Origin of the sequence: Archangium lipolyticum (assembly GCF_024623785.1) — a bacterium.
GTDB lineage: Bacteria > Myxococcota > Myxococcia > Myxococcales > Myxococcaceae > Archangium > Archangium lipolyticum.
The window spans coordinates 28,620-48,312 of the sequence record NZ_JANKBZ010000050.1 but is presented as its reverse complement, the minus strand read 5'-3'; the positions used below and the strand labels follow the sequence as shown (position 1 = coordinate 48,312).

General features: G+C 70.2%; 12 protein-coding genes and 1 tRNA gene. 6 read left to right on the top strand and 7 right to left on the bottom strand.

Annotated features, from left to right (window positions below; translation table 11 throughout):
* Positions 1–62 precede the first annotated feature (62 nt).
* Together NR810_RS49330 and NR810_RS49325 are read right to left on the bottom strand one after the other, a co-directional pair.
* Positions 63–3,884 carry an ELWxxDGT repeat protein gene (locus NR810_RS49330; RefSeq protein ID WP_257463016.1) on the bottom strand — a complete coding sequence of 1,274 codons (3,822 nt, stop codon included), beginning with the start codon at positions 3,882–3,884 and terminating at the stop codon, positions 63–65.
* A gap of 144 nt (positions 3,885–4,028) precedes the next feature.
* Positions 4,029–5,471, bottom strand: coding sequence for an ELWxxDGT repeat protein (locus NR810_RS49325; protein WP_257463009.1), 1,443 nt, complete (start codon positions 5,469–5,471; stop codon positions 4,029–4,031).
* 282 nt (positions 5,472–5,753) lie between these two features.
* On the opposite strand from NR810_RS49325, the gene NR810_RS49320 reads away from it, so the two are divergent.
* Positions 5,754–7,952, top strand: coding sequence for a (Fe-S)-binding protein (locus NR810_RS49320; RefSeq protein WP_257463008.1), 2,199 nt, complete (start codon positions 5,754–5,756; stop codon positions 7,950–7,952).
* Between the two features lie 132 nt (positions 7,953–8,084).
* On the opposite strand, the gene NR810_RS49315 is transcribed toward NR810_RS49320, so the two are convergent.
* The 4 genes from NR810_RS49315 to NR810_RS49300 form a co-directional block, all read right to left on the bottom strand.
* Positions 8,085–9,062, bottom strand: a complete 978-nt coding sequence (locus NR810_RS49315) for a TolB family protein (protein WP_257463004.1) — start codon at positions 9,060–9,062, stop codon at positions 8,085–8,087.
* 130 nt (positions 9,063–9,192) lie between these two features.
* Positions 9,193–9,726, bottom strand: coding sequence for a non-proteolytic archaemetzincin-like protein (locus NR810_RS49310; protein WP_257463003.1), 534 nt, complete (start codon positions 9,724–9,726; stop codon positions 9,193–9,195).
* A 69-nt stretch (positions 9,727–9,795) separates the two neighbouring features.
* A tRNA-Gln gene (locus NR810_RS49305) sits at positions 9,796–9,869 on the bottom strand.
* Positions 9,870–9,999: 130 nt separating this feature from the next.
* Entirely contained in the window at positions 10,000–12,111 is a 2,112-nt protein-coding gene (locus NR810_RS49300; protein ID WP_257462998.1) for a sensor histidine kinase, read from the bottom strand.
* Between the two features lie 101 nt (positions 12,112–12,212).
* On the opposite strand from NR810_RS49300, the gene truB reads away from it, so the two are divergent.
* Positions 12,213–13,112 (top strand): tRNA pseudouridine(55) synthase TruB, encoded by a 900-nt coding sequence (gene truB, locus NR810_RS49295; RefSeq protein ID WP_257462991.1) that lies wholly within the window; start codon positions 12,213–12,215, stop codon positions 13,110–13,112.
* Here the strand turns inward: truB and NR810_RS49290 are convergent.
* The gene (locus tag NR810_RS49290) at positions 13,107–16,943 is read right to left on the bottom strand and encodes a serine/threonine-protein kinase (protein WP_257462989.1); all 3,837 of its coding nucleotides are present in this window, start codon (positions 16,941–16,943) and stop codon (positions 13,107–13,109) included. The genes truB and NR810_RS49290 overlap by 6 nt on opposite strands.
* A gap of 298 nt (positions 16,944–17,241) precedes the next feature.
* Between NR810_RS49290 and NR810_RS49285 the strand changes: the two genes are divergently transcribed.
* From NR810_RS49285 to NR810_RS49270, 4 genes are read left to right on the top strand one after another with little or no spacing between them, the layout of a single operon-like run.
* On the top strand, positions 17,242–17,985 hold the full coding sequence (locus tag NR810_RS49285; RefSeq protein ID WP_257463036.1) for an energy transducer TonB: 744 nt from the start codon (positions 17,242–17,244) through the stop codon (positions 17,983–17,985).
* A gap of 49 nt (positions 17,986–18,034) precedes the next feature.
* On the top strand, positions 18,035–18,790 hold the full coding sequence (locus NR810_RS49280; protein WP_257462986.1) for a MotA/TolQ/ExbB proton channel family protein: 756 nt from the start codon (positions 18,035–18,037) through the stop codon (positions 18,788–18,790).
* Positions 18,774–19,184, top strand: coding sequence for an ExbD/TolR family protein (locus tag NR810_RS49275; protein WP_257462985.1), 411 nt, complete (start codon positions 18,774–18,776; stop codon positions 19,182–19,184). The genes NR810_RS49280 and NR810_RS49275 overlap by 17 nt, the downstream gene beginning before the upstream one ends.
* A 12-nt stretch (positions 19,185–19,196) precedes the next feature.
* Positions 19,197–19,637, top strand: coding sequence for an ExbD/TolR family protein (locus tag NR810_RS49270; protein ID WP_257462984.1), 441 nt, complete (start codon positions 19,197–19,199; stop codon positions 19,635–19,637).
* Positions 19,638–19,693: the final 56 nt, after the last annotated feature.

The window sequence follows — 19,693 nt, the reverse complement described above, 5'->3', positions numbered from 1 at the left end:
ACACAGAATTTTGTGGAAGCCCGCCCGGAACACGCTCCTGGCATCCCGGGCAATGCCCGCACTCAGTCGCGCCGTGCCCGAGCCCGCCCGAGGGCCAGCCAGGAGAGCAGCGCCAGGGCGCCCCCGAGTCCGGCCGATGGAGAGCCCCCAGCCGCGCCGCAGCCCAGGCCCTCATCCACCTTCACCGAGTACTCCGGCTGGGGCTTCACGGTGACCCGGAAGGAGCACGAGGCCGAGTTGCCCGCCGCGTCCGTGGCGGTGGCCTCAACGGGGGTGGTGCCCACGGGGAAGAGGCCACCCGAGGCGTGGCTGTAGGCCAACCGGGGCGCGGCCGTCACGGCGTCACTCGCGGTGGCGGACGGGTACTCGACCGCGAGCCCCTGGGCGTCGCGCGTCTCCACCTCCAGGTCCGCCGGGCAGGTGATGGCCGGGGCGGTGGTGTCGCGCACCGTCACGGAGAAGGCGCAGGAGCCCTCGTTGTCCGCCGAGTCCTTCGCGCTCACCGTCACCGAGGTCGTCCCCAACGGGAACTCCGACCCCGAGACCTGGCTGTAACTCATCGTCACCGGGGACGCGGAGTCCGAGGCTTCCGCCGCGCCATACGTCACGCGGGCCCCCGAGGACGAGGAGGCCTCCGCCACGACGGGCGCCGGGCACATCAACGTGGGGCGGGTGCTGTCCTTCACGGTAACGCGGAAGGAGCACGTCCCGGTGTTGCCGGCCGAGTCCTTCGCGCTCACCGTCACCCCCGTCTCGCCCAGGGCGAAGGTGCTGCCCGAGGCGTGGCTGTACGTCACCTCCGGGCTGGCCGTCACCGCATCGCTCACCGTGGCCGCCGCGAAGGTGACCGCGGAACCGTCGGGACCCACGGCCTCCACCTCGACATCCGAGGGGCACGTCACACCCGGCGCGGTGGAGTCCACCACCGACACGCCGAAGGAGCACGTGGCCGTGTTGCCCGTCGCGTCCTTCGCCTTCACCGTCACCGGCGTCGTCCCCAGGGGAAACCGGGTCCCCGAGCGGTGGCTGTACGTCACCCAGGGCGGGGAGGTGACGTCATCTCGCGCCGCGGCGCCCGGCCAGGACGCGAGGGCTCCAGAGGAAGAGGTGGCCTCGACCGTCACCGCCGCCGGGCACGTCAGCACGGGCGCGGTGGTGTCGGGGGGCGGCAGCTTCCAACGCCACAGCTCGGAGCCGTGCGTCCCATCGTCGGCGCCGAAGTACACATAATCCCCGTCCCCGATGCGCACGTAGTCGGCGGGATTGCTGGAACGAGGCCCAGGATTGAGGTCCCCGATGGGCCGCGTCCCCTCGTCGGTGCCATCCGACATCCACAGCTCCAGGCCGCGCACCCCATCCGAGGCGCTGAAGAGCACCACGCCCCGGTCAGCGATTCCCTGGGGGGTGAACACGTCGCCCATTCCGGCCGTGAAGGCCCCGCGAATCTGCTTCACCATGCGCGTCCCCTCGGGAGTCCCATCGGAGCGCCACAGCTCCATGCCATCGGCGAAGGTGTCGGCGCCGAAGTAGATGGCCCCGCCCACGGCCACCGCGGTGAAGGAGCTCCTGAACAAGTCCCTGGCAACCAGGGTCGCGTTCGCGGACGTCCCGTCATACGACCACAGCTCGAGCTTCGAGTTCTGGTTGGCGAAGAAGAAGAGCGTGCCCTCGGAGACGACCGTCTCGTACACCGCGCTCCCCACCGCCCCGGGAGCGGTGACGGAAATCTTCCGCTGCCGCCCCTGCGCGTCCACCTCCCAGAGCACCGCCCCCTCCTCGGGGACGTCGTTCCTGCCGCTGAAGACCAGGCGCCCGTTGAGCTCCACCAGGTGTCTGGGTTGGGAGTACGCCGGGCCCGGGATGATGTCCTTGATGACCGTGCCCTCGGTGGTCCCATCGGTCCGCCACAGCTCATAACCGTTCACGCCGTCATTCGCGGCGAAGTAGACGGTGTCGCCCACCGTCACCAGGTACGAGGGCTCCGACGACGTCTTGCCCGGGCGGACGTCCTTCAAGAGCCGGGTGCCCTCGGGCGTCCCATCACTCACCCATGGCTCCCATCCCTCGGCGGCGGTGATGGCGGTGAAGACGAGCTTGCCTCCGAGCTCCACCCCGAGCGGCAGGAACGTGTTGTAGGTGTGGAGGTTGATGTCCTTGACGAGCCAGGTGCCCTCCGGCGTCCCGTTGGTCCGCCAGAGCTGGGAGCTGGAGGTGGTGGTGGATACCTTGAGGAAAACCGCGTCCCCCACGCGCACGCTCCACCGGTCGATGCTCTGGAAGCCGTCCCGCACCAGGCGGGTGCCCGCCTCGGTTCCATCGCTCACCCACAGCGCCCTGCCCGTGTCGCTCCTGGCCGAGAAGAGGAACCTGCCCCCGCCCAGCTCCATCAGGGCCCGGGGGGTACCGCCATGCAGCCCCACGTCGAGGTCGCCCAGCGGCACGGTGCCCCCGGGCGTCCCATCCGTCATCCACGGCTCGAGGCCGCGCGAGCCATCCTCCGCCCCGAAGAAGAGGGTGTTTCCGGCCGCGCCGTAGGAGCGCATGGATTCCATGTACCCCTCGATCCAGGAGCCCCGGAGGGAGTAGCTCAGGGGCATCGTTCCGTCCGCGGTCCCATCACTCGCCCAGAGCGCCTGTGCACCCGCGCTGGTGGGCGCGAGGAAGTACGCGCGCGGGCCCGCCACGGCCAGGGGGCCGTACACGGAGCCGAGCATCGGCTGGAGGTCCCGGAGGCGCACGGTGCCCTGGTCCGTCCCATCGCTCTTCCACAGCTCGCCCGAGGCGCAGAAGAAGAGGACACCACCGACGTTGCGCAGGCTGGACAGATAGGAGGAGCCGCTGCCGGGGATGAGGTCCTTCACCCGCGCGGTGCCCTGGGGCGTCCCATCGCTCCTCCACAGCTCGCGCCCGGCCTGGGGGTCGGAAGCGGAGAAGAAGAGCGTGTGCCCCACGCCCGCCAGCCCCGTGGGCTCGGAGACCGCGAGGCCCGGCGGAACGTTCGTGAGACGCACGGTGCCCTCGTCCGTCCCATTGCTCTTCCACAGCTCGCGCGCCGAGGCCCCCGCACTCGTCGCGGTGAAGTAGAGCGTGTCCCCCACCGCTACGAGCTCGTGGAAGGTGGTGCCCGCGGTTCCCGGGGAGAGGTCCTTCACGCGCACGGTGCCCGCGTCCGTGCCGTCACTCTTCCACAGCTCGGACCCGGACAGCCCATCGTCCACGGTGAAGTAGAGCGTTCCGTTCACGTTGCGCAGCTGCCCGGGAGCGCGCCCGCCCCACGGGTTGGACGGAGTCACGAGCCGGGTGCCCTCGGGCGTCCCATCCGTCTTCCACAACTGGAAGCTCTCCGGGCCGGCGACCGCGGAGAAGAAGAGCGTGCCGCCGATGACCTCCAGCTCCGTGATGAAGATGAAGCCGTACTGGCCGCCACTCGGGACGGCCCGGGTGCCCTCGGGCGTCCCATCGCTGCGCCAGAGCTTGTTGGAGGGCGAGTTGTCGTCCGCGATGAAGTAGAGCACCCCGTTCACGTCCGCGAAGTCGCGCGGCTGGGACTCCGACGAGCCGGTGCGGATGTCCTGGACGAGCCGGGCGCTCCCGGGTGTCCCGTCGCTGGCCCACAGCTCGCGTCCGTGGAGGGAGTCCGTCGCGGTGAAGAAGAGGGTGTTGCCCACCTGCATGAAGTCCCTGGGGTCACTCCCCACCGACGACGGGGCGGGGGTGGGCCGCAGGTCCTTCACCAGCGCGGGCGTGCTCGGGGAGAGCGCACTCCGCCGCTGGCCGGAGGCCTCCGGAGCGGCCCCGGGGGCCCTCGGGTTCGAGTCCGCACAACCCCCCATGGCCGCCAGTCCCATGATCAGGCAGCCCACTGCTCCTCGAATGCGTCTCATCTGTCTGGGTTCCCCCGCGCGGACGGCATCCCCCTTTTGAGAGCGCGTCGCGCGGGTCCTTCGAGAGAGCACAGTCGGGGAGGGCGGTCCGGACTGTCAATGTCACCCCGGGCATCGACAACCCGGACCGTCAGCGAAGCCCGCTCAGCGGAGCGTCGTCCCGGACGTCACGTCCCGGAGGGGCACGGTGCCCTCGGGCGTCCCATCCGTCTTCCACGTCTGCAGCCCGGTTCCGTCATCCGCATGGAAGAAGAAGGTGTCACCGCGGAAGGCGGACGAGCCCTGCAGGCCAGCATCCACCCCTCCCAACGGGAAGGACCGCAGCAGCACCGTGCCTTCCGCCGTCCCGTCCGTCCTCCACAACTGCACCTGCGAGGACCCGAGATTGAACACGCCGAAGTATGCCCGGCGAGCGTCGACCCCCACCATGAAGCACTGGGGACCCAGCGAGTCCCCCGGGAAGTCCGTGATGCGCACGGTGCCCTCGGCCGTCCCGTCGCTCTTCCACATCTCGCGCCCCGTCTCGTGGCTCCACGCGGTGAAGTAGAGGACGCCGTTGGCGGCCCGCAGACCTTGGGGCTCGGACCAGCCCGAGGGGTAGATGTCCGTCAGCATCCCGGTGCCCTCGGCCGTCCCATCGCTCTTCCACAGCTCGATGCCGGGGTCGCCCGTATAGCTGGCGAAGAAGAGCGCGTCGCCCATGGCCGTCAGCTGGAAGTGGTCCTCGGACCAGGAGAAGGGGCTGCTCAAGACTTCCGTGACATGCACGGTGCCCTCGGGTGTCCCATCCGTCTTCCAGAGAGCGCGCGTGGAGCTGTCCGAGCCGTTGGTGATGAAGTAGAGCAACCCGCCAACGGCCGCCTTGTCGTAGAGGGGGCTGTCCAGGTACTCGGAGATGCGCTTCAGCAGCACGGTGCCCTCGGCCGTCCCGTCGCTCTTCCACAGCGCGCGCCCCCCCTCGCCATCGTTCGCGATGAAGAAGAGCGTCCCGTTCACGGCATCCACCAGCTGGATGTCGGCGTTATCCCACGGGAGGATGTCCTTCACCAGCACGGTGCCCTCGGGCGTCCCGTCGCTCTTCCACACCTCGAAGTCGCCGAAGCTCTCGGTCCTCGCGGAGAGGAAGAGCGTCCCCCCAGCGGAGACGAACTCCTTCACCGCGAAGTTCCTGGACGGTGCCGTGCTCGCGGAGTGGAGGGGCCAGGTCCCCCCGGCCGTCCCATCGCTGCGCCAGAGTGTGGAGTCCGTGTAGCTGCCATTGCCGAGGACGAAGAACAGAACCCCGTTCGCCGCCGTGAGCTTCTCGGGGAAGTAGCCATGGCCGCCAGTAACGAGGTCCTCGACGAGCCGGGTGCCCCCGCCCGTCCCATCGCTCACCCACAGCTCGCGCCCATGGAGGGAGTCCTCCGCGGTGAAGAAGAGCTTGCCGCCCGCCCAGGTGAACTCCCGGGGGGCGCTCCCCGTCTCCCCTGACAACCGCCCCTCGTGGCGCGCGCTCCGCTCCTCACGAGCCTGACCCGAGTCCCCACAGCCCATCGCCGCCAGCCCCAGGGCCAGGCAGCCCACTGCCCCTCGAATGATTCGCATCTGTCTCGGTTCCCCCCCGGCGCCGGACGGCCTCCTCCCTTGGAGGCGCACCGCATCCGGGTCCCACGGGGCTCACACCGTGCGTGAACAGGGTTGGACCGTCAACGTTTCCGTGCTTGGGCTACATGCAGGCACCAACTGAGGTAGAAACTCCCGGATTCTCACCCTGGAAGGGCGCTTGATTCGTAAATCAACCTTGTTAGGGTTGCAGCATTACAGCATTGCCGCAGCGCGGCATCCGGCCCCGGCCGCGCGGGCCTTCGCGAGGTTCACCGAACCGCCATGAGTCCCATCATCACAGGCCTCCTCCTCACCATCGGACTCTCCGTCTTCGTCATGACCATGGGAGGGCGCATCGGCGCCCTGCTGGCGATGAAGAAGGAGAGCCGGTTGGATCACATCCCCCAGCGCGTCTCGGCGCTCCTGCGCTTCGGCTTCGGGCAGAAGCGCATGGTGGACCCGGAGGAGTTCACGCCGGGCCTGATGCACGTGCTCATCTTCGCGGCGTTCGTGGTGCTGGCGCTGCGCACCATCATGATGTTCGTGATGGGCTTCTCCGAGACGGCCCTGCTGGTGCTCACCGACCTGACCGACCCGTTCTGGGCGGACAAGCAGGGCCTGCTCACGGTCTACAAGCTGTACCTGCTGGCCAAGGACGTGGTGGCGGTGGGCGCGCTGATGGGCGCCCTCTACTTCGCCTACCTGCGCGCCAGCGTGAAGCCGGACCGCATGAGCCCCTCGTGGGAGGCCTACCTCATCCTCGGCTTCATCAGCGGGCTGATGATCACCGAGTTCCTCTTCGGTGGCAGCCACATGGTGCCCCGCGAGCAGACGATGCCGCTGGCCACGAGCAACTTCGTGTGGTGGGAGCCGGCCACGAGCGTGGTGGGCATGGCGATGAAGCCGCTCGGCTACACGGCGGCGCACGTGCTGGGCGTGGCGGGCTTCTGGATCCACCTGGCCATCATCCTGGCGTTCCTCAACTTCCTGCCCTGGGGCAAGCACTTCCACGTCATTACCGGCCTGCCCAACGTGTTCTTCCAGCGCATCTCGCCGGATCAGCGCAACACGCAGAGCGCGAAGCTGCCCACGCCGAACCTGGAGAAGGAGGAGTTCGGCACCGCGACGGTGAGGGACCTGACCTGGAAGCAGGGCCTGGACCTGTACTCGTGCACCGAGTGCGGCCGCTGCCAGACGCACTGCCCCACGTACATCACGGGCAAGCCGCTCACGCACAAGGGCGTGAACCAGGACCTGAAGCACTGGGTCTGGGAGCACCAGATGTGGGTGGAGGAGGGCCGTGGCCCGTCCGGCACCACCGAGCCGCTGCCGGAAATCGTGGGGAGCGCGCTGAAGGCGGAGACGGTGTGGGCGTGCACGAGCTGCGGCTGGTGCGAGACGGCGTGCCCGGTGTTCATCGAGAACGTGCCGCGCCTCATCGACATGCGGCGCTACCAGGTGCAGGTGAAGGCGGAGTTCCCGCCGGAAATCCAGCGCGTGTTCGAGGGCATGGAGCGCCAGGGCAACCCCTGGGGCCTGGGCCAGGACAAGCGGGACGACTGGGCGGCGGACCTGGCGCTGCCGACCTGGGGTGATGGCGGTGGCCCGTACGAGTACCTCTTCTTCGTGGGCTGCGCGGGCAGCTACGACGACAAGCAGAAGAAGGTGAGCCGGGCGCTGGTGAAGATCCTCCGGGAGGCGGGGGTGAGCTTCGCCACGCTGAGCAAGCAGGAGATGTGCAACGGGGACTCGGCGCGGCGCATGGGCAACGAGTACCTGTACCAGACGCTGGCGAAGACGAACGTGGAGACGTGGAACTCGATGGGGGTGAAGGCGGTCATCACCCAGTGCCCGCACTGCTTCAACACCATCAAGAACGAGTACCCGGAGTTCGGAGGCGAGTACCGGGTCATCAACCACACGCAGCTCATCAATGACCTGCTGAAGGAGAAGCGCATCAAGCTCTCGCAGGTGATGAACGAGAAGCTGACGTACCACGACCCGTGCTACCTGGGCCGGCACAACGGGGTGTACGACGCGCCGCGCGAGGTGCTGAAGGCGATTCCAGGCCTCGAGGTGGTGGAGATGCAGCGCAGCAAGCGCGAGGGCTTCTGCTGCGGTGCGGGAGGCGGGCGGATGTGGATGGAGGAGCACATCGGCACGCGCATCAACCACAACCGGTTGAACGAGGCGGCGCTGACACTGAAGCACGCGGAGGATCCGAACACGCCGTACCCGTCGGCGACGGACAAGCACAAGCCGGGCCTGGTGGGCGACTACAAGGAGCCGGGGGGCAAGGGCGTGGTGGCGGTGGCGTGCCCGTTCTGCTCGACGATGCTGAAGGACGCGGTGAACGACACGGGCCGCGAGGAGCTCATCAAGGTGAAGGACATCACCGAGCTGGTGGCGGACGCGATGGAAGTGAAGACGGGGACCGGCACGGTGGCCCCGAGCGTCGCGGTGAACGCCAAGCCCGAGTAACCCGGAGTCAGTCCCTCTCCCTCTGGGAGAGGGTCGGGGTGAGGGTATCCCGCCAACCGGATTCCCCTCCGTGATGTAAAAAGGCCCGGAGACCCGAAGTCAGGGTCCCGGGCCTTCGTACATCCAAGAGGGCTACAGACCGCCGTAGGCGGGCTCGAGGGCCACGGGAACGACGAGCTGGAGGGCGCCGGAGCCGCGCACGGAGGTAGCGCTCACGCGGTAGATGTTGTCGTTACCGCCGGCGTCGGAGAGGAAGGCGATCTCCGCGATGCCGCGCCAGCTGGGGTAGGTGTCCTCGGAGCCGAGCTTCTCGGTGACCTGGGTGACGTCATAGACCTGGGACTGCGCATCGAGCTGGCCGACGAAGATGCGCGAGCCGCTGCTGGTGCTGGCATCGAAGGCGACCTTGGTCCCATCGGGGGACACGGTGACGCGGGACATGACCAGCTGAGCGCCGGCGTTGCCCAAACCGCTGGAGACGATGTTGGCGAGACCGGTCTGCAGGTTGACCTGGACGAGGTCCCTGTACTGGTTGAGGGCGGAGCCGCGGGCGGCGATCACGCTCTTGCCATCGGTCATGAAGGAGGACGGGCCGTAGAAGAAGCCGCCGCCGTTGGTGAGCTGCTGGAAGACGCGGCCGTCGGTGCTCACGCGGGCCAGGTGCGAGTAGCCGCCCTTGTCCAGGGTGAAGACGATGGTCTGCCCGTCGGGGCTGAAGGTGGGGTAGCGGAAGTTGCCGCAGCCGACGCAGCTGGTGTTCGTGCTGGAGAACACGGTGGAAGGCTGACCCGTGCCGGTGGTGGGCACCGTGCGCAGCTCGAAGGTGGAGCCCACCCTCTGCACGAAGGCCACCACCCGGCCGTTGCGCGACACCGCGGGGAAGGACGCCCCGCCCTGGTTCGTCAGCTGCAGCGGGTAGTTCGGGTCCCCGGAATCGTCCACAGCGTACAGGTTGCGGCCACCGCTGCCGTCGCGCACGAAGACGAAACCGCGGCTGAAGGCCGTACCGCCGCCGGCGCCACCACCCAGGTCGATGTCATCGAACGGCTCGCACGCCGACAGCCCCACGGCCGCTACCGCCAGTCCCAACATCCTCCACAACGACTTCATACGCTCGTGCTCCTGTCCGGCCCCGAAAGAGGGACCCCGGGTGACCGGGGTCGTCGCGCATGGAGACGACCCTGCGCGCGCGGCATTCAAGCACGAGTGGGTGGAGGGCGCGCACCCGGGACGGGCGCGCCTACCGGTTGAGCTTGTTCAGTTCGTTACGGCAGTTGTTGCACAGCGACTGCTGCTTGCGGTCGCAGTCCTGTTGGGTCTGGGCGAAGAACATCACGCACCGGGGGTCCTCGCAGTAGGAGAGCCCGAGCAGGTGCCCCGCCTGGTGGACGGCCTCCACCTGGAGGCGGCGGCGGAGCAGCTCGCCATCGGCGCCCTGGCGCAGCCGGGCCAGGCTCAGCACGGCGCTCTTCGACTCCCGGTCCGCCTCGCCCAGCACGAAGGGCGAATCCGGCACGAAGAGGTCCACGTCCGTGACGCCCAGCACCATGGAGTGCCCCGGCTCCAGCAGGGTCACCAGCCGGCGCATGATGGCGTTGCAGTGGTACTGGCCACGGTCCTTGTTGAAGGCGTAGGTGGGCGTCGGCAGGGCGGTCTTGCTCACCACCGTGGCGATGCCCAGTTGCAGCGAAATGGGTTCCTCCACTTCCCGGAGGAGCACCGGAGGCGGATTACCCAGGGACACGAGAAGGAGCACCTTCTGCGGCTGCGGCATGGGCCCACCGTCCTTAGTGCATCACGGGCGCGCAAGGGCTCGCGCCACCCGGCGAGAGAAGAAGAAGGGTGGCTGGGGCGCAAGGATTCGAACCTTGATAATCAGATTCAAAGTCTGACGTCCTGCCATTAGACGACGCCCCAGCAAGGTCGCACGGCTACGGCTTGCTCCCAGAGTGTATGCCATCCAGAGGGGCACGGAAACATTTACGTACAGAGGTCGGCTGGTCGACATCGGGGAGAGCTGGCAGGTAGGTGCCCGCCGACCCGCCCCTTACGTTGGATGGGAGCCCGCGGGCGAGGTGGGCCACGGAGAGAGGGGGGGCCCGGGGACGTAGGCGGAGGAGAGGGACGAGGCGGGCAGCTCCAGGACGAAGGAGGCCCCCTGCCCCGGCTGGCTGGAGACGCGGATGTGGCCCCCATGGGCCTCGGCGATGCGCCGGGTGAGGAAGAGGCCCAGCCCGAGGCCCCCGTACTCCCGGGAGGACACCGCCCGCTCGAAGCGGCCGAAGACGCGCTCCAGCGCCTCGGGGGCCAGGCCGATGCCCTGGTCCCTCACGGTGAGGTACGCCCGGTCCTCCCGCTGCTCCACCCGGAGCTCGATGGGGTGTCCGGCGCCGAACTTCGCCGCGTTGCCCAGCAGGTGGTTGAGGGCCTGCTCCAGCCGGGTCCGGTCCCACAGGCCGCAGACGCGCGGCTGGAGGACGAGGGACACCTCGCACCCGGCGCGCTCCAGCTCGCCGGAGAGCTGGTCCACCACGTCGTGCACCAGCTCGCCCAGGTCCAGCAGCTCGCGCTCCAGGTTCAGCCGGCCGGTGTTGATGCGCCCCACGTCCAGGAGCCCCTCCACCAGCCGCCCCAGGCGCTCCACCTGGCGGGACATGGAGAGGAAGCGCGGGCGCACCGCCTCGGGCGTGACGGCGGAGGGCTGCTGCAGCAGGCGCGCGAAGCTCCGCATCTGGAGCTTGAGCGAGGTGAGCGGGGTGCGCAGCTCGTGGGCGGCGACGGTGATGAACTCGTCGCGGACGTGGATGGCGGCCTGGTAGTCCGCCAGGAGCCGGGCGTTCTCCAACGCGAGCGCGCAGTGGTGGGCCAGGTCCTCGGCGAACGCGGCTGACCGCGGGCGTGGCAGGCGCGAGGAGCCGAGCCGCATCAAGGCCATGCCGCCCAGCACCCGTCCCTGGTGTTGGATGCGCGCCAGCACCGCCGACCCCTCCGGGAGGAGGCAGCGCCTCGAGGGCTCGGACAGCTGACGCACCTGCTCGCGCAGGCCCGCCTCCTGCTCCGGCGTCATCCCCTCGCACACCGAGGGCACCAGCCGCCCCTCCTCGTCCTCCAACCACACGGCGAAGCCAGAGACCAGCTCCGGCACGAGCAGCCTCGCCACGCGCGGCAGGGTGTTGCGCGGCTCCAACGACGAGGCGAACACCGCGCCGGCCTCCGCCAGCACCCGCTGACTGCGCTCCACCCGCCAGCGATCCCTCGCCATCGCCGCCAGGAAGAGCGAGGACAGGCTCGCCACCGCCAGGAAGACCTGGACCGAGAGCACGCGCTCCGGGACGGTGGCGGGGAGCACCCCGAAGGGCCCACGCCCCAGGGAGGTATGCCAGACGGCGATGGAACCCAGCACCCCGATGGCGGTGGCCGCGCCTCGGGGACCCAGCCGCAGCGCCGCCCAGAGGACGAAGGGCAGGCACGCGTAGGGCAGGGACAGGAGGATGCCCCAGGGCGAGAGCATTCCGAAGGTGACGTGGGCCACGAGCCCCAGCAGGGCCAGGGCCCCCACCAGTTCCACCCGCTCCCAGCGGCGCCGGGGAAGGGACCGCTCGCCCGCCCAGGTGAGGAGCAGGGGGGCGACCAGCACCGCGCCCAGCCCATCGGCGAGGTACCAGTTCAGCCACCCCGTCCAGAGCTCCGGGGGGCTCAGGGGCAGCGAGAACAGCGTCACCGCTCCCACCCCCAGCGTGGCGCTGGGCAGGGGGCTGAGCAGTCCTCCCGCGAGGATGAGCGCGAGCACGTCCCGGGGCCGGGAGAAGGCCACCTGCGCGTTCAACCAACGCCGCATCAGCCCCGCGCCCACCACCGTCCGCAGGCAGTTGCCCAGCGACCAGGAGAGGGCCAGCTTCCAAGAGTCCCCATAGAGGAGCACCAGGACGTATTGCGTGAGGAAGACGGTGACCAGGTACACGGGCCAGCGGCGCTTCTCCGCGCACAGGAAGACGGCGAGCGTCAGTCCGCTGGGAAGCCATACCGCGGCGTTCTCCTGGGGCGGGAAGACGAACAGGGAGCTGAGCACCGTCAGTCCGCAGAAGGCTCCGCTGAGCAGGACGGCCCGCCCCAGCACCTCCCACCGCCCGCGCGGCCCGCTCTGATTGATGGAAGCCATCCAGGACCCTCGAAAATAAAGGTATGCCTGGGCGTCCAGCGGCTCACGGAACCCGCGCACCGGCGGGTGGGGGTCGGAGTCGGCACGAGGAGACCCGACGCATGAAGCCCGGCATCTATCTGGAACACAAACCAGCGGGAGGAACGAGCTTTTCCCTGGTTCGCGCCTTCATGGAAGAGGTGGACGCGGCGGGCCTGTCGCGCAAACAGCTCCCCGTGTGTCACGGCGGCACGCTCGACCCCTTCGCCGAGGGCCTGCTGTTGCTGCTGGCGGGCCCCGCCACGCACCTCATGGAGTTGCTGCACGCCGTGCCCAAGACGTACGACGCCGAGGTCGTCTGGGGAAGGGAGACGGACAACGGAGATCTGCTCGGCCGGGTCGTCCATGAGGGTGATGCCACGGCCCTCACGCCGGAGGCGCTGGACGCGGCACTCGTCCCCTTCCTCGGCTGGACGGAGCAGGTGCCCCCCGCCACCAGCGCGAAGAAGGTGGACGGCGAGCCCGCCTACAAGAAGGCCCACCGGGGCGAAACGGTGGAGCTGCCCCCGTCGCGCGTCTACCTCCACGAGGCCCGCTGGCTCTCCCATGAGCTGCCCGCGCGCAGTCGCCTGCGCATCACCTGCCGGGGTGGCTACTACGTGCGGGCCCTGGCCAGGGACCTGGGCCGGGCGCTCGGGTGCGGGGCCCACCTCTCCCGGTTGCACCGCACCGCCATCGGCCCCTGGGGGGATCCGGGCCCGGGCCAGCGCGTCTGGCTGCACGGCTCCGAGCTGCTGCCCTGGTGCCCCTCGCGCGCCATCGCGGGTGACGAGGTGAACGATCTCAAGCACGGGCGCGGCATTCTTCCCGGGGACCTGCGGCCTCCAGAGTGGCGCCTGCCCGAGGGCTTCCCGGACCCCCAGGCTCCCGTGCGCGCCCTGCAGCGCGGCCGGCTGGTGGCCCTGCTGCGCGAGCAGGACGGGAGACTGCGCGCCGTCACCCACCTGTGGTCCGGGCTATGAGCCCGCGAGGGCCTGGCGGGCCCGGAGCGCCTCGGCCTCGAGCAGGTGGCCCGCGCAGCCCAGGAGCGTGAAGCCCTCCACCGCGTGCCGCAGGGCCTCCTCGCGCTCCGGACTCCCCGGCTCCGCCGTACGCGCCAGCTCGAACCAGGCCAACGCCTCGTCGTAGGGCATGTGCAGCTCACGGGCGACCCGCGCGCTGCGCTTCCACGCCCGGCGCGCCCGCCACGTCCGCCCCTCCAGCCAGAGCCTCCGCCCGGTGCAGCGCAGCGCCATGGGCCGGGCCAGGGGAAAGCGGGTGGCGAACGACGACAACCGGGCGCACGCGCTCCGGGCCTCGTTGGCCACGGGCGGAGGCGGCTGGCCGGGGGAACGCTCGCGCTCCCACAGCGCCAGGTACACCCGAGCGGCGCCCTCGTAGCCGTGGCACTCGGTGAAGAGCATGGGCGGGTAGCGCCGCGCCAGCACCATCACTCCATCCGCCTGGGCGCGCGCCTGCTCCCACTCACCGCGTCGCAGGTGCGCCACCGCCAGCAGCCCGCCCGTGATGATGAACGACAACGGGTCGTGCTTGCCCTGGAGCAGCTGGCTCGACTCGCGCAGCAGCGGCATGGCCTCGTCCAGTCGCCCGAGCGCCAGGAGGCTGCGCGCCATGGTGTACGCGCTCCACACCTCGTGCTGGAAGTGGCCGCGCCGCCGGGCCGACTCGCGCACCTCGGCGAAGCGCTCCAGCGCCGCCTGGAAGCCGCCCGTGTAGTACTCCACGTGCCCCCGCAGCACCTGCGCCAGCTCGAGCTCGCCCCGGTCCCCGAGCCGCAGCAACACCCGCTGGGCCTCGCTCGCCTTGTTCGTGGCCGGTGCCCAGCGCGCGAAACCCGCGTGGTACATGGACTCCACGATGAGCCCGAAGGCCGTCGCGCTCGGGTCCTCCACCGCCTGACCCTCGCCCTGGGCCCGGCGGAAGTAGGAGCGCGCCAGCGGGTCCAGGCGTCCGAAGCCGGTGATGGAGCCGAGCTGCCCGTACAGCCGCAGCACCTCCGCGTCGCGGCCCGCGCGCTCGGCCAGGTTCGCCGCCAGCAGGGCGGTGCCCACCATGCGCAGCGGGTCGTAGCGCCAGTAGTAACACTCGGCCAGCCGCACGGCCGCGAGCGCCGACGCCCCCAGCGACTCACGCGCCTGCCGGTCCTCCACCCTCACCCAGCGCCGGGGCAGCACCAGGTGCAGCAGCTGCCGCACCGCCTGCATCAGGATGAAGCGGCCCCAACCGCCCTCGGTGTCGGGCAACGGCCGCCCCAGCTCCTCCATCGCCCGGAGACAGTGCGAGATGCAGGCCTCGAAGTCGGCCAGGCCGTGCATGGCCTCGCCCAGCAGCCGCTCCCAGCGCGCGCGCCGGCTCGCATCCAGGCGCACGCCCGTGTCACGCCCGCGCCGCTCCTCCATCTCCAGGGCCCGGCGCAGGTACCCCGAGGCCTCCACGTTCGAGCCCGCCTTCAGCGCGTGCCGGCCCGCCTTCTCCAGGTACTCGAAGGTCCACACGTCGTCCTGGGCCAGCTCCCAGTGGTGCGCCAGGATGGGGTAGAGCGCGGGTGGCACCTCGGTCTCGAGGTAGCGGCCCTCCAGGGCCATGGCCGCCGCGCGGTGCAGCTCGAGGCGCCGCTCGGGGAGGATGCCCTCGTAGGAGCTCTCCCTCAGCTTGTCGTGGACGAAGCGCAGCCGCCCGCCGCCCGCGTCCTCCAGCACGTGGCGCGCGCGCAGCTCCTCCAGGGCCTCCAACTCCTGGATGTCTCCCAGCCCGGCGGCGCTCGCCAGCACGTCGGCATCCACCTCGCGGCCCAACACCGCCGCCACCTCGAGCAGGCCGCGCGCCTGTGCGCTCAGCCCCTCCAGCCGGCGGCCCACCAGGTCGTGCAGCGCCCCGGGCAGCGGGAGCGCCTCGTGCAGACGCTCCAGCGCGGCGTCGCCCGCGGACACCTGCCACCGGCCGGAGAGGTCCCTGAAGAGCAACCGCTCGTCGATGGCCGTGCGCAGGTACTCCGCCACGAAGAAGGGGTTGCCCGCCGAGCGCGTGGTGAGGAAGCGCACGAAGGACTCCGGCGGCAGGGGCAGCGCGAGCATGTCCTCCACCATCCGCGCCACCATCGACTCGTCGAGCTGCCCCAGCACCCGGTGCGTCACCCCCGGCGCGGCGAGCAGCAGGCGCAGCGCCGCGTCCAGCTCCTCGGTGCGGTAGGTGCCCACCACCAGCACGTTCGAGCCCTGGAGGAACTCGGCCTGCAGGTAGTCCAGCACGCCCAGGGACAGCTCGTCGGCCCATTGCAGGTCATCCAGCACCAGCAGCACGGGCTCCTGGGCGGAGTAGGCGGCGAGCGTCTCCACGAGGCAGAGCATGACGCGCTCGCGCGCGGCCTGCGGAGGGAGCCGGGGCGGCTCGGGCCAGTGCTCCTGCCCCGGCAGATCCGCCAGCGAGGGCTCGTAGAGGGCCAGCACCCGCCCGCGTCCTCCCAGCAGCCGCTCCGTCTCCTCCAGTCCCTTCTGCCGGCACTCGTCGGCGATGGCCTGTAGCAGCGGCTTGAAGGCGTGCAGTGGCTCGCCGTGCGCCGGATCACCCACGCTCCCACCGGACAACGGCATGCAGCCGCCGGTGACGACCTGGAAGGCGGTGCGCACGGCGGACACCGTGCACTCCATCACCAGGCGCGTCTTGCCCGCGCCACTCTCCCCGCCGATGAGCAGGCACCCACCACGTCCATCCCGGGCGAGCGCCAGCCGCTGCTCCATCTCCACCAGGAGCTGGTGGCGCCCGACGAACCCGGGCCGGTAGAGGTAGGGCCGCGGCGGCGGGTGGGAATGGGGCAGGTCCTCCGCCCCCAGCTCGGCGAGCACGGCGCCCACGTCGGCGGCGTATCCGATGCGTTCGCGAGCCCCCTTGGCCAGCATTCGCAGCACCAGCGCGTCCAGATCCGGGGGGACGCCGAGCACCCACCGCGAGAGCGGATAGGGCGTGTCCTGCAGGTGCCGCCGGAGCACCTCCCAGCCCGAGCCGGGAAAGGGCGGCTGCCCCACCACCATCTCATGGAGCATGCAGCCCAGCGCGTAGAGGTCGGCGCGCGCGTCCACGAGCCCGCCCTTGATCTGCTCGGGGGCCATGTAGACGAAGGAGCCCTCCATGCTGCCGGAGACCTCGAGCGACTCGCGGCCCAGCGGCCCGCCGAAGATGGAGGCCAACCCGAAGTCCACCAGCACCGGCGTACCATCGGGGCGGACGAAGACGTTCTCCGGCTTGAGGTCGCGGTGGACGATGCCCTCGCCGTGGAGGAAGGCCAGCGTGGAGCACAGGCGGCGCACGAGGGTGAGCACCTCGTGCAGCCGCTCCATGGCGGCGAGGCGCCGCAGCTCCTCGGGGGGAGGGGCGATCGGACGCGGGGACGCGGAGCTCGGGCCGTCCACCTTCTGGGCCTCGGGCACGGAGACGACCTGGGTCAACGTCTCCTGCGCGGAGCGCGGATCCCTCATCCACAGGTCGTCGATGTAGCGCCGCAGGGTATGTCCCTCGAGCAGCTCCATCGCGTACCAGGGCAGGCCGTCCTGGACGCCCTCGGCGAGCACCCGCACCACCCCCGGGTGGTGGATGCGCCGCAGGGCGTGGATCTCCCGGCGGATGCCGCGCAGCATGACCGCTTCCGGCACACGCACCGTCTTGAGGGCGACCAGTTCCCCAGTCTCCGCGTGACGGGCCCGGTACACGACTCCCATTCCCCCTGAGCTCAGCTTCCCCAGGAGGCGGTAGGGACCGATCCTTCCCAGCTCCTCCTCGAGGAGCTCCGCGGCCGACATGGTGGGCACCAGACTCGCACGGTTCGATGCCCCCCTCCAAGTCCGGGCCTCCCGAGAGGTGAGAACGGCTGCTCGCCCGCTCGGAAAACGAGATGGATCAGGCGACTTCGCGGGTCGGGTCCCCCGGCCCGCCGTGACAGCTCCGTTACATGGAACCTGGGGGTCATCCGGCTGTCACCGGCCGTCACCTCGTGACACATCCGTCAGGGAGCCGCGAGGAAACGGTGACACGCCGCGTGATGAAGTGTTGCGGGGGCTGGACATGACCGAAACATGGCCTCGCTATACGGCGGGGGTCATGTTCGAGACCTTCGACAGCGCCACCGATGTCCAGACGGCCCGCAGGTTCGCGATCTCCACCGTGGCCTCCCTCGGCGTCTGCGCGCTGATCGGCGTCACGGCGGTGGTGGTGGGCAGTCAGGTGAAGGAGGTCATCAAGGAGAAGCGGGTGGACGTGGTGTTCCGTCCGCCGCCTCCGCCCGCCCCGGTGGTCGAGGTGAAGCCGCCGCCTCCGCCCCCTCCCCCGCCGCCCAAGCCCAAGGCGAAGCCGCCTCCTCCGGCCCCCACCGTCGCCGCGCCCGCGGCCATGGTGGCACCCAAGGAGATTCCGGTGGAGAAGCCGCCCGAGGCCGATGCCGCCAACGCCGTGGCCGCGGCCCCCATCGCCGTGGGCGGTACGGGCCAGCTGGTGGCGGGCGCCATCGTCACGGGAGTGGACAGCCCGGGCGTGGCCGGTGGCATCCGCCGCACCGCCCCCATCAACCTCCCCGAGGCCGCCACGCCTCCCAAGGAGCTGGCTTCCAACGTCCTGCCCGACTTCCCCGCCGACATGCGCGCCAAGGGGCAGGAGGGCCTTGTCATCCTCAAGGTCGTCGTCGAGGTGGATGGCCGCGTGGGCGCCGTCAAGGTGATGCGCGGCGAGGAGCCCTTCGTCAGCGCCGCCGTCGCCGCGGTGAAGACGTGGCGCTACGAGCCCGCGCTCGTCGAGGGCCAGCCCACCGCCGTGTTCCGCATCGTGAAGGTCCCGTTCCGTCTCAAGTAGTGCAGTCCCGCGTCGTACCGCCTCTCCCACCGTCCCGGAGCCCCCCGAGATGAACTTCAACCTGTTGGAAATCTACGCGCACATGGGCTTCTTCGCCCGGTGCATCGCCTACACGCTGATCGCCTTCGCGTTGGCGTCGCTGATCGTCTTCTTCGAGCGGCTCCTCTTCGTCTTCCGCTCGAAGGCGGCGGACCGGAAGTTCGCCTCGCGCGCCGGCCGGATGCTGGAGTCGCAGCAGCACGAGCAGTTCGTCTCCGAGGCCACGGCCGCCAAGGGGAGCAGCCTGGCGAAGCTGCTGGGCGGTGGAGTGAAGACGTACCTGGCCAAGAAGGCGGCGCCGCAAGGCAAGCTGGGCGCGGTGGAGCTCACGCGGCGCGACCTGGAGCGCATCTACGAGCGCGTCACCGCCGACGTGCGCCGGGGCATGAGCGTGCTGGCGACCGTGGGCTCGGTGGCCCCCTTCGTCGGACTGCTGGGCACGGTGGTGGGCATCATCGAGTCCTTCGCCGGCATCGCGAAGACGGGCTCGGGCGGCCTGGGCGCCGTGTCCGCGGGTATCTCCGAGGCGCTCGTCGTCACGGCGCTCGGCCTGCTGGTGGCCATCCCCGCGGTGATGATGTTCAACCTGCTCTCCACCCGCGCGGACGCGCTGCTGCTGTCGCTGGACCTGGCGCGCAAGGAGTTCATGGACCACCTGGAGGACGTGCACGGCGTCGTCGCCCCGGCGGTGCGCGGCGAGGGCGCGGTGGCCCTGGACGTGGAGCGGGCCACTCGCAAGGAGGGGCATGATGTCCGCCCGGCGTAGCCCGCTCACGCCCGAGATGAACGTGACGCCGCTGGTGGACGTGGTGCTCGTCCTCCTCATCATCTTCATGGTCGTCACGCCCCAGCTCGAGGCCGGTGCCGCGGTGGAGCTGCCCGCGGTGATGAATCCGGACAAGGGCGAGGAGAACTCGCTCACCCCCATCACCGTGAGCCTCACCACCCAGGGCGCGCTGTTCCTGGATCGCAAGGAGCTGCCCCGGGCCCAGCTCGTCGAGCAGCTCCGCGCCGCCCACGAGAAGGACCCCGAGGCGCGCGTGGTGCTCAAGGCCGACCGGGCCGTGCGCTACGCCGAGGTGCGCGGTGTCTTCAAGACGCTGCAGGACATCGGCTTTCCGGGCATCTCGCTGCAGGTCGTCGACCTGAAGAAGAACTAGGAGCTCGCGGCCATGGCTTTCGATCTCGGTGGTGGCAAGGGCGGAATCCGCCCGGCGATGAACGTGACGCCGCTCGTGGACGTGGTGCTCGTCCTCCTCATCATCTTCATGGTCGTCACTCCGTTGATGACGAAGCAGATGTGGCAGGACGTGCCGGGCAAGGCGGACGAGCAGGCGGAGATCTCTCCTCCTCCTCCGGGAGCGCTGCCTCCCGTGGTGCTCACCGTCACGAAGTCCGGCGCGGTGCAGATCAACCGCGAGGACGTACCGCGAGACCAGCTCGTGGCCCGGCTGCAGCGGATGATCAACGCGCGTCCGGACAAGATTGTCTTCTTCGACGCGGAGAACGACGTGCCGTACGGCAGCGCGATGGAGGTGCTGGACCTCGCACGCGGTGGAAACATCACCGTCGCGGTGGTTCCGGACGCCGTCGCCGAGCCCGCGGCTCCGTGACCTGAAGTCTTCCTGTCGGTCTCCAACTCTTCACATTCCATCCATTTCGTTGCCAC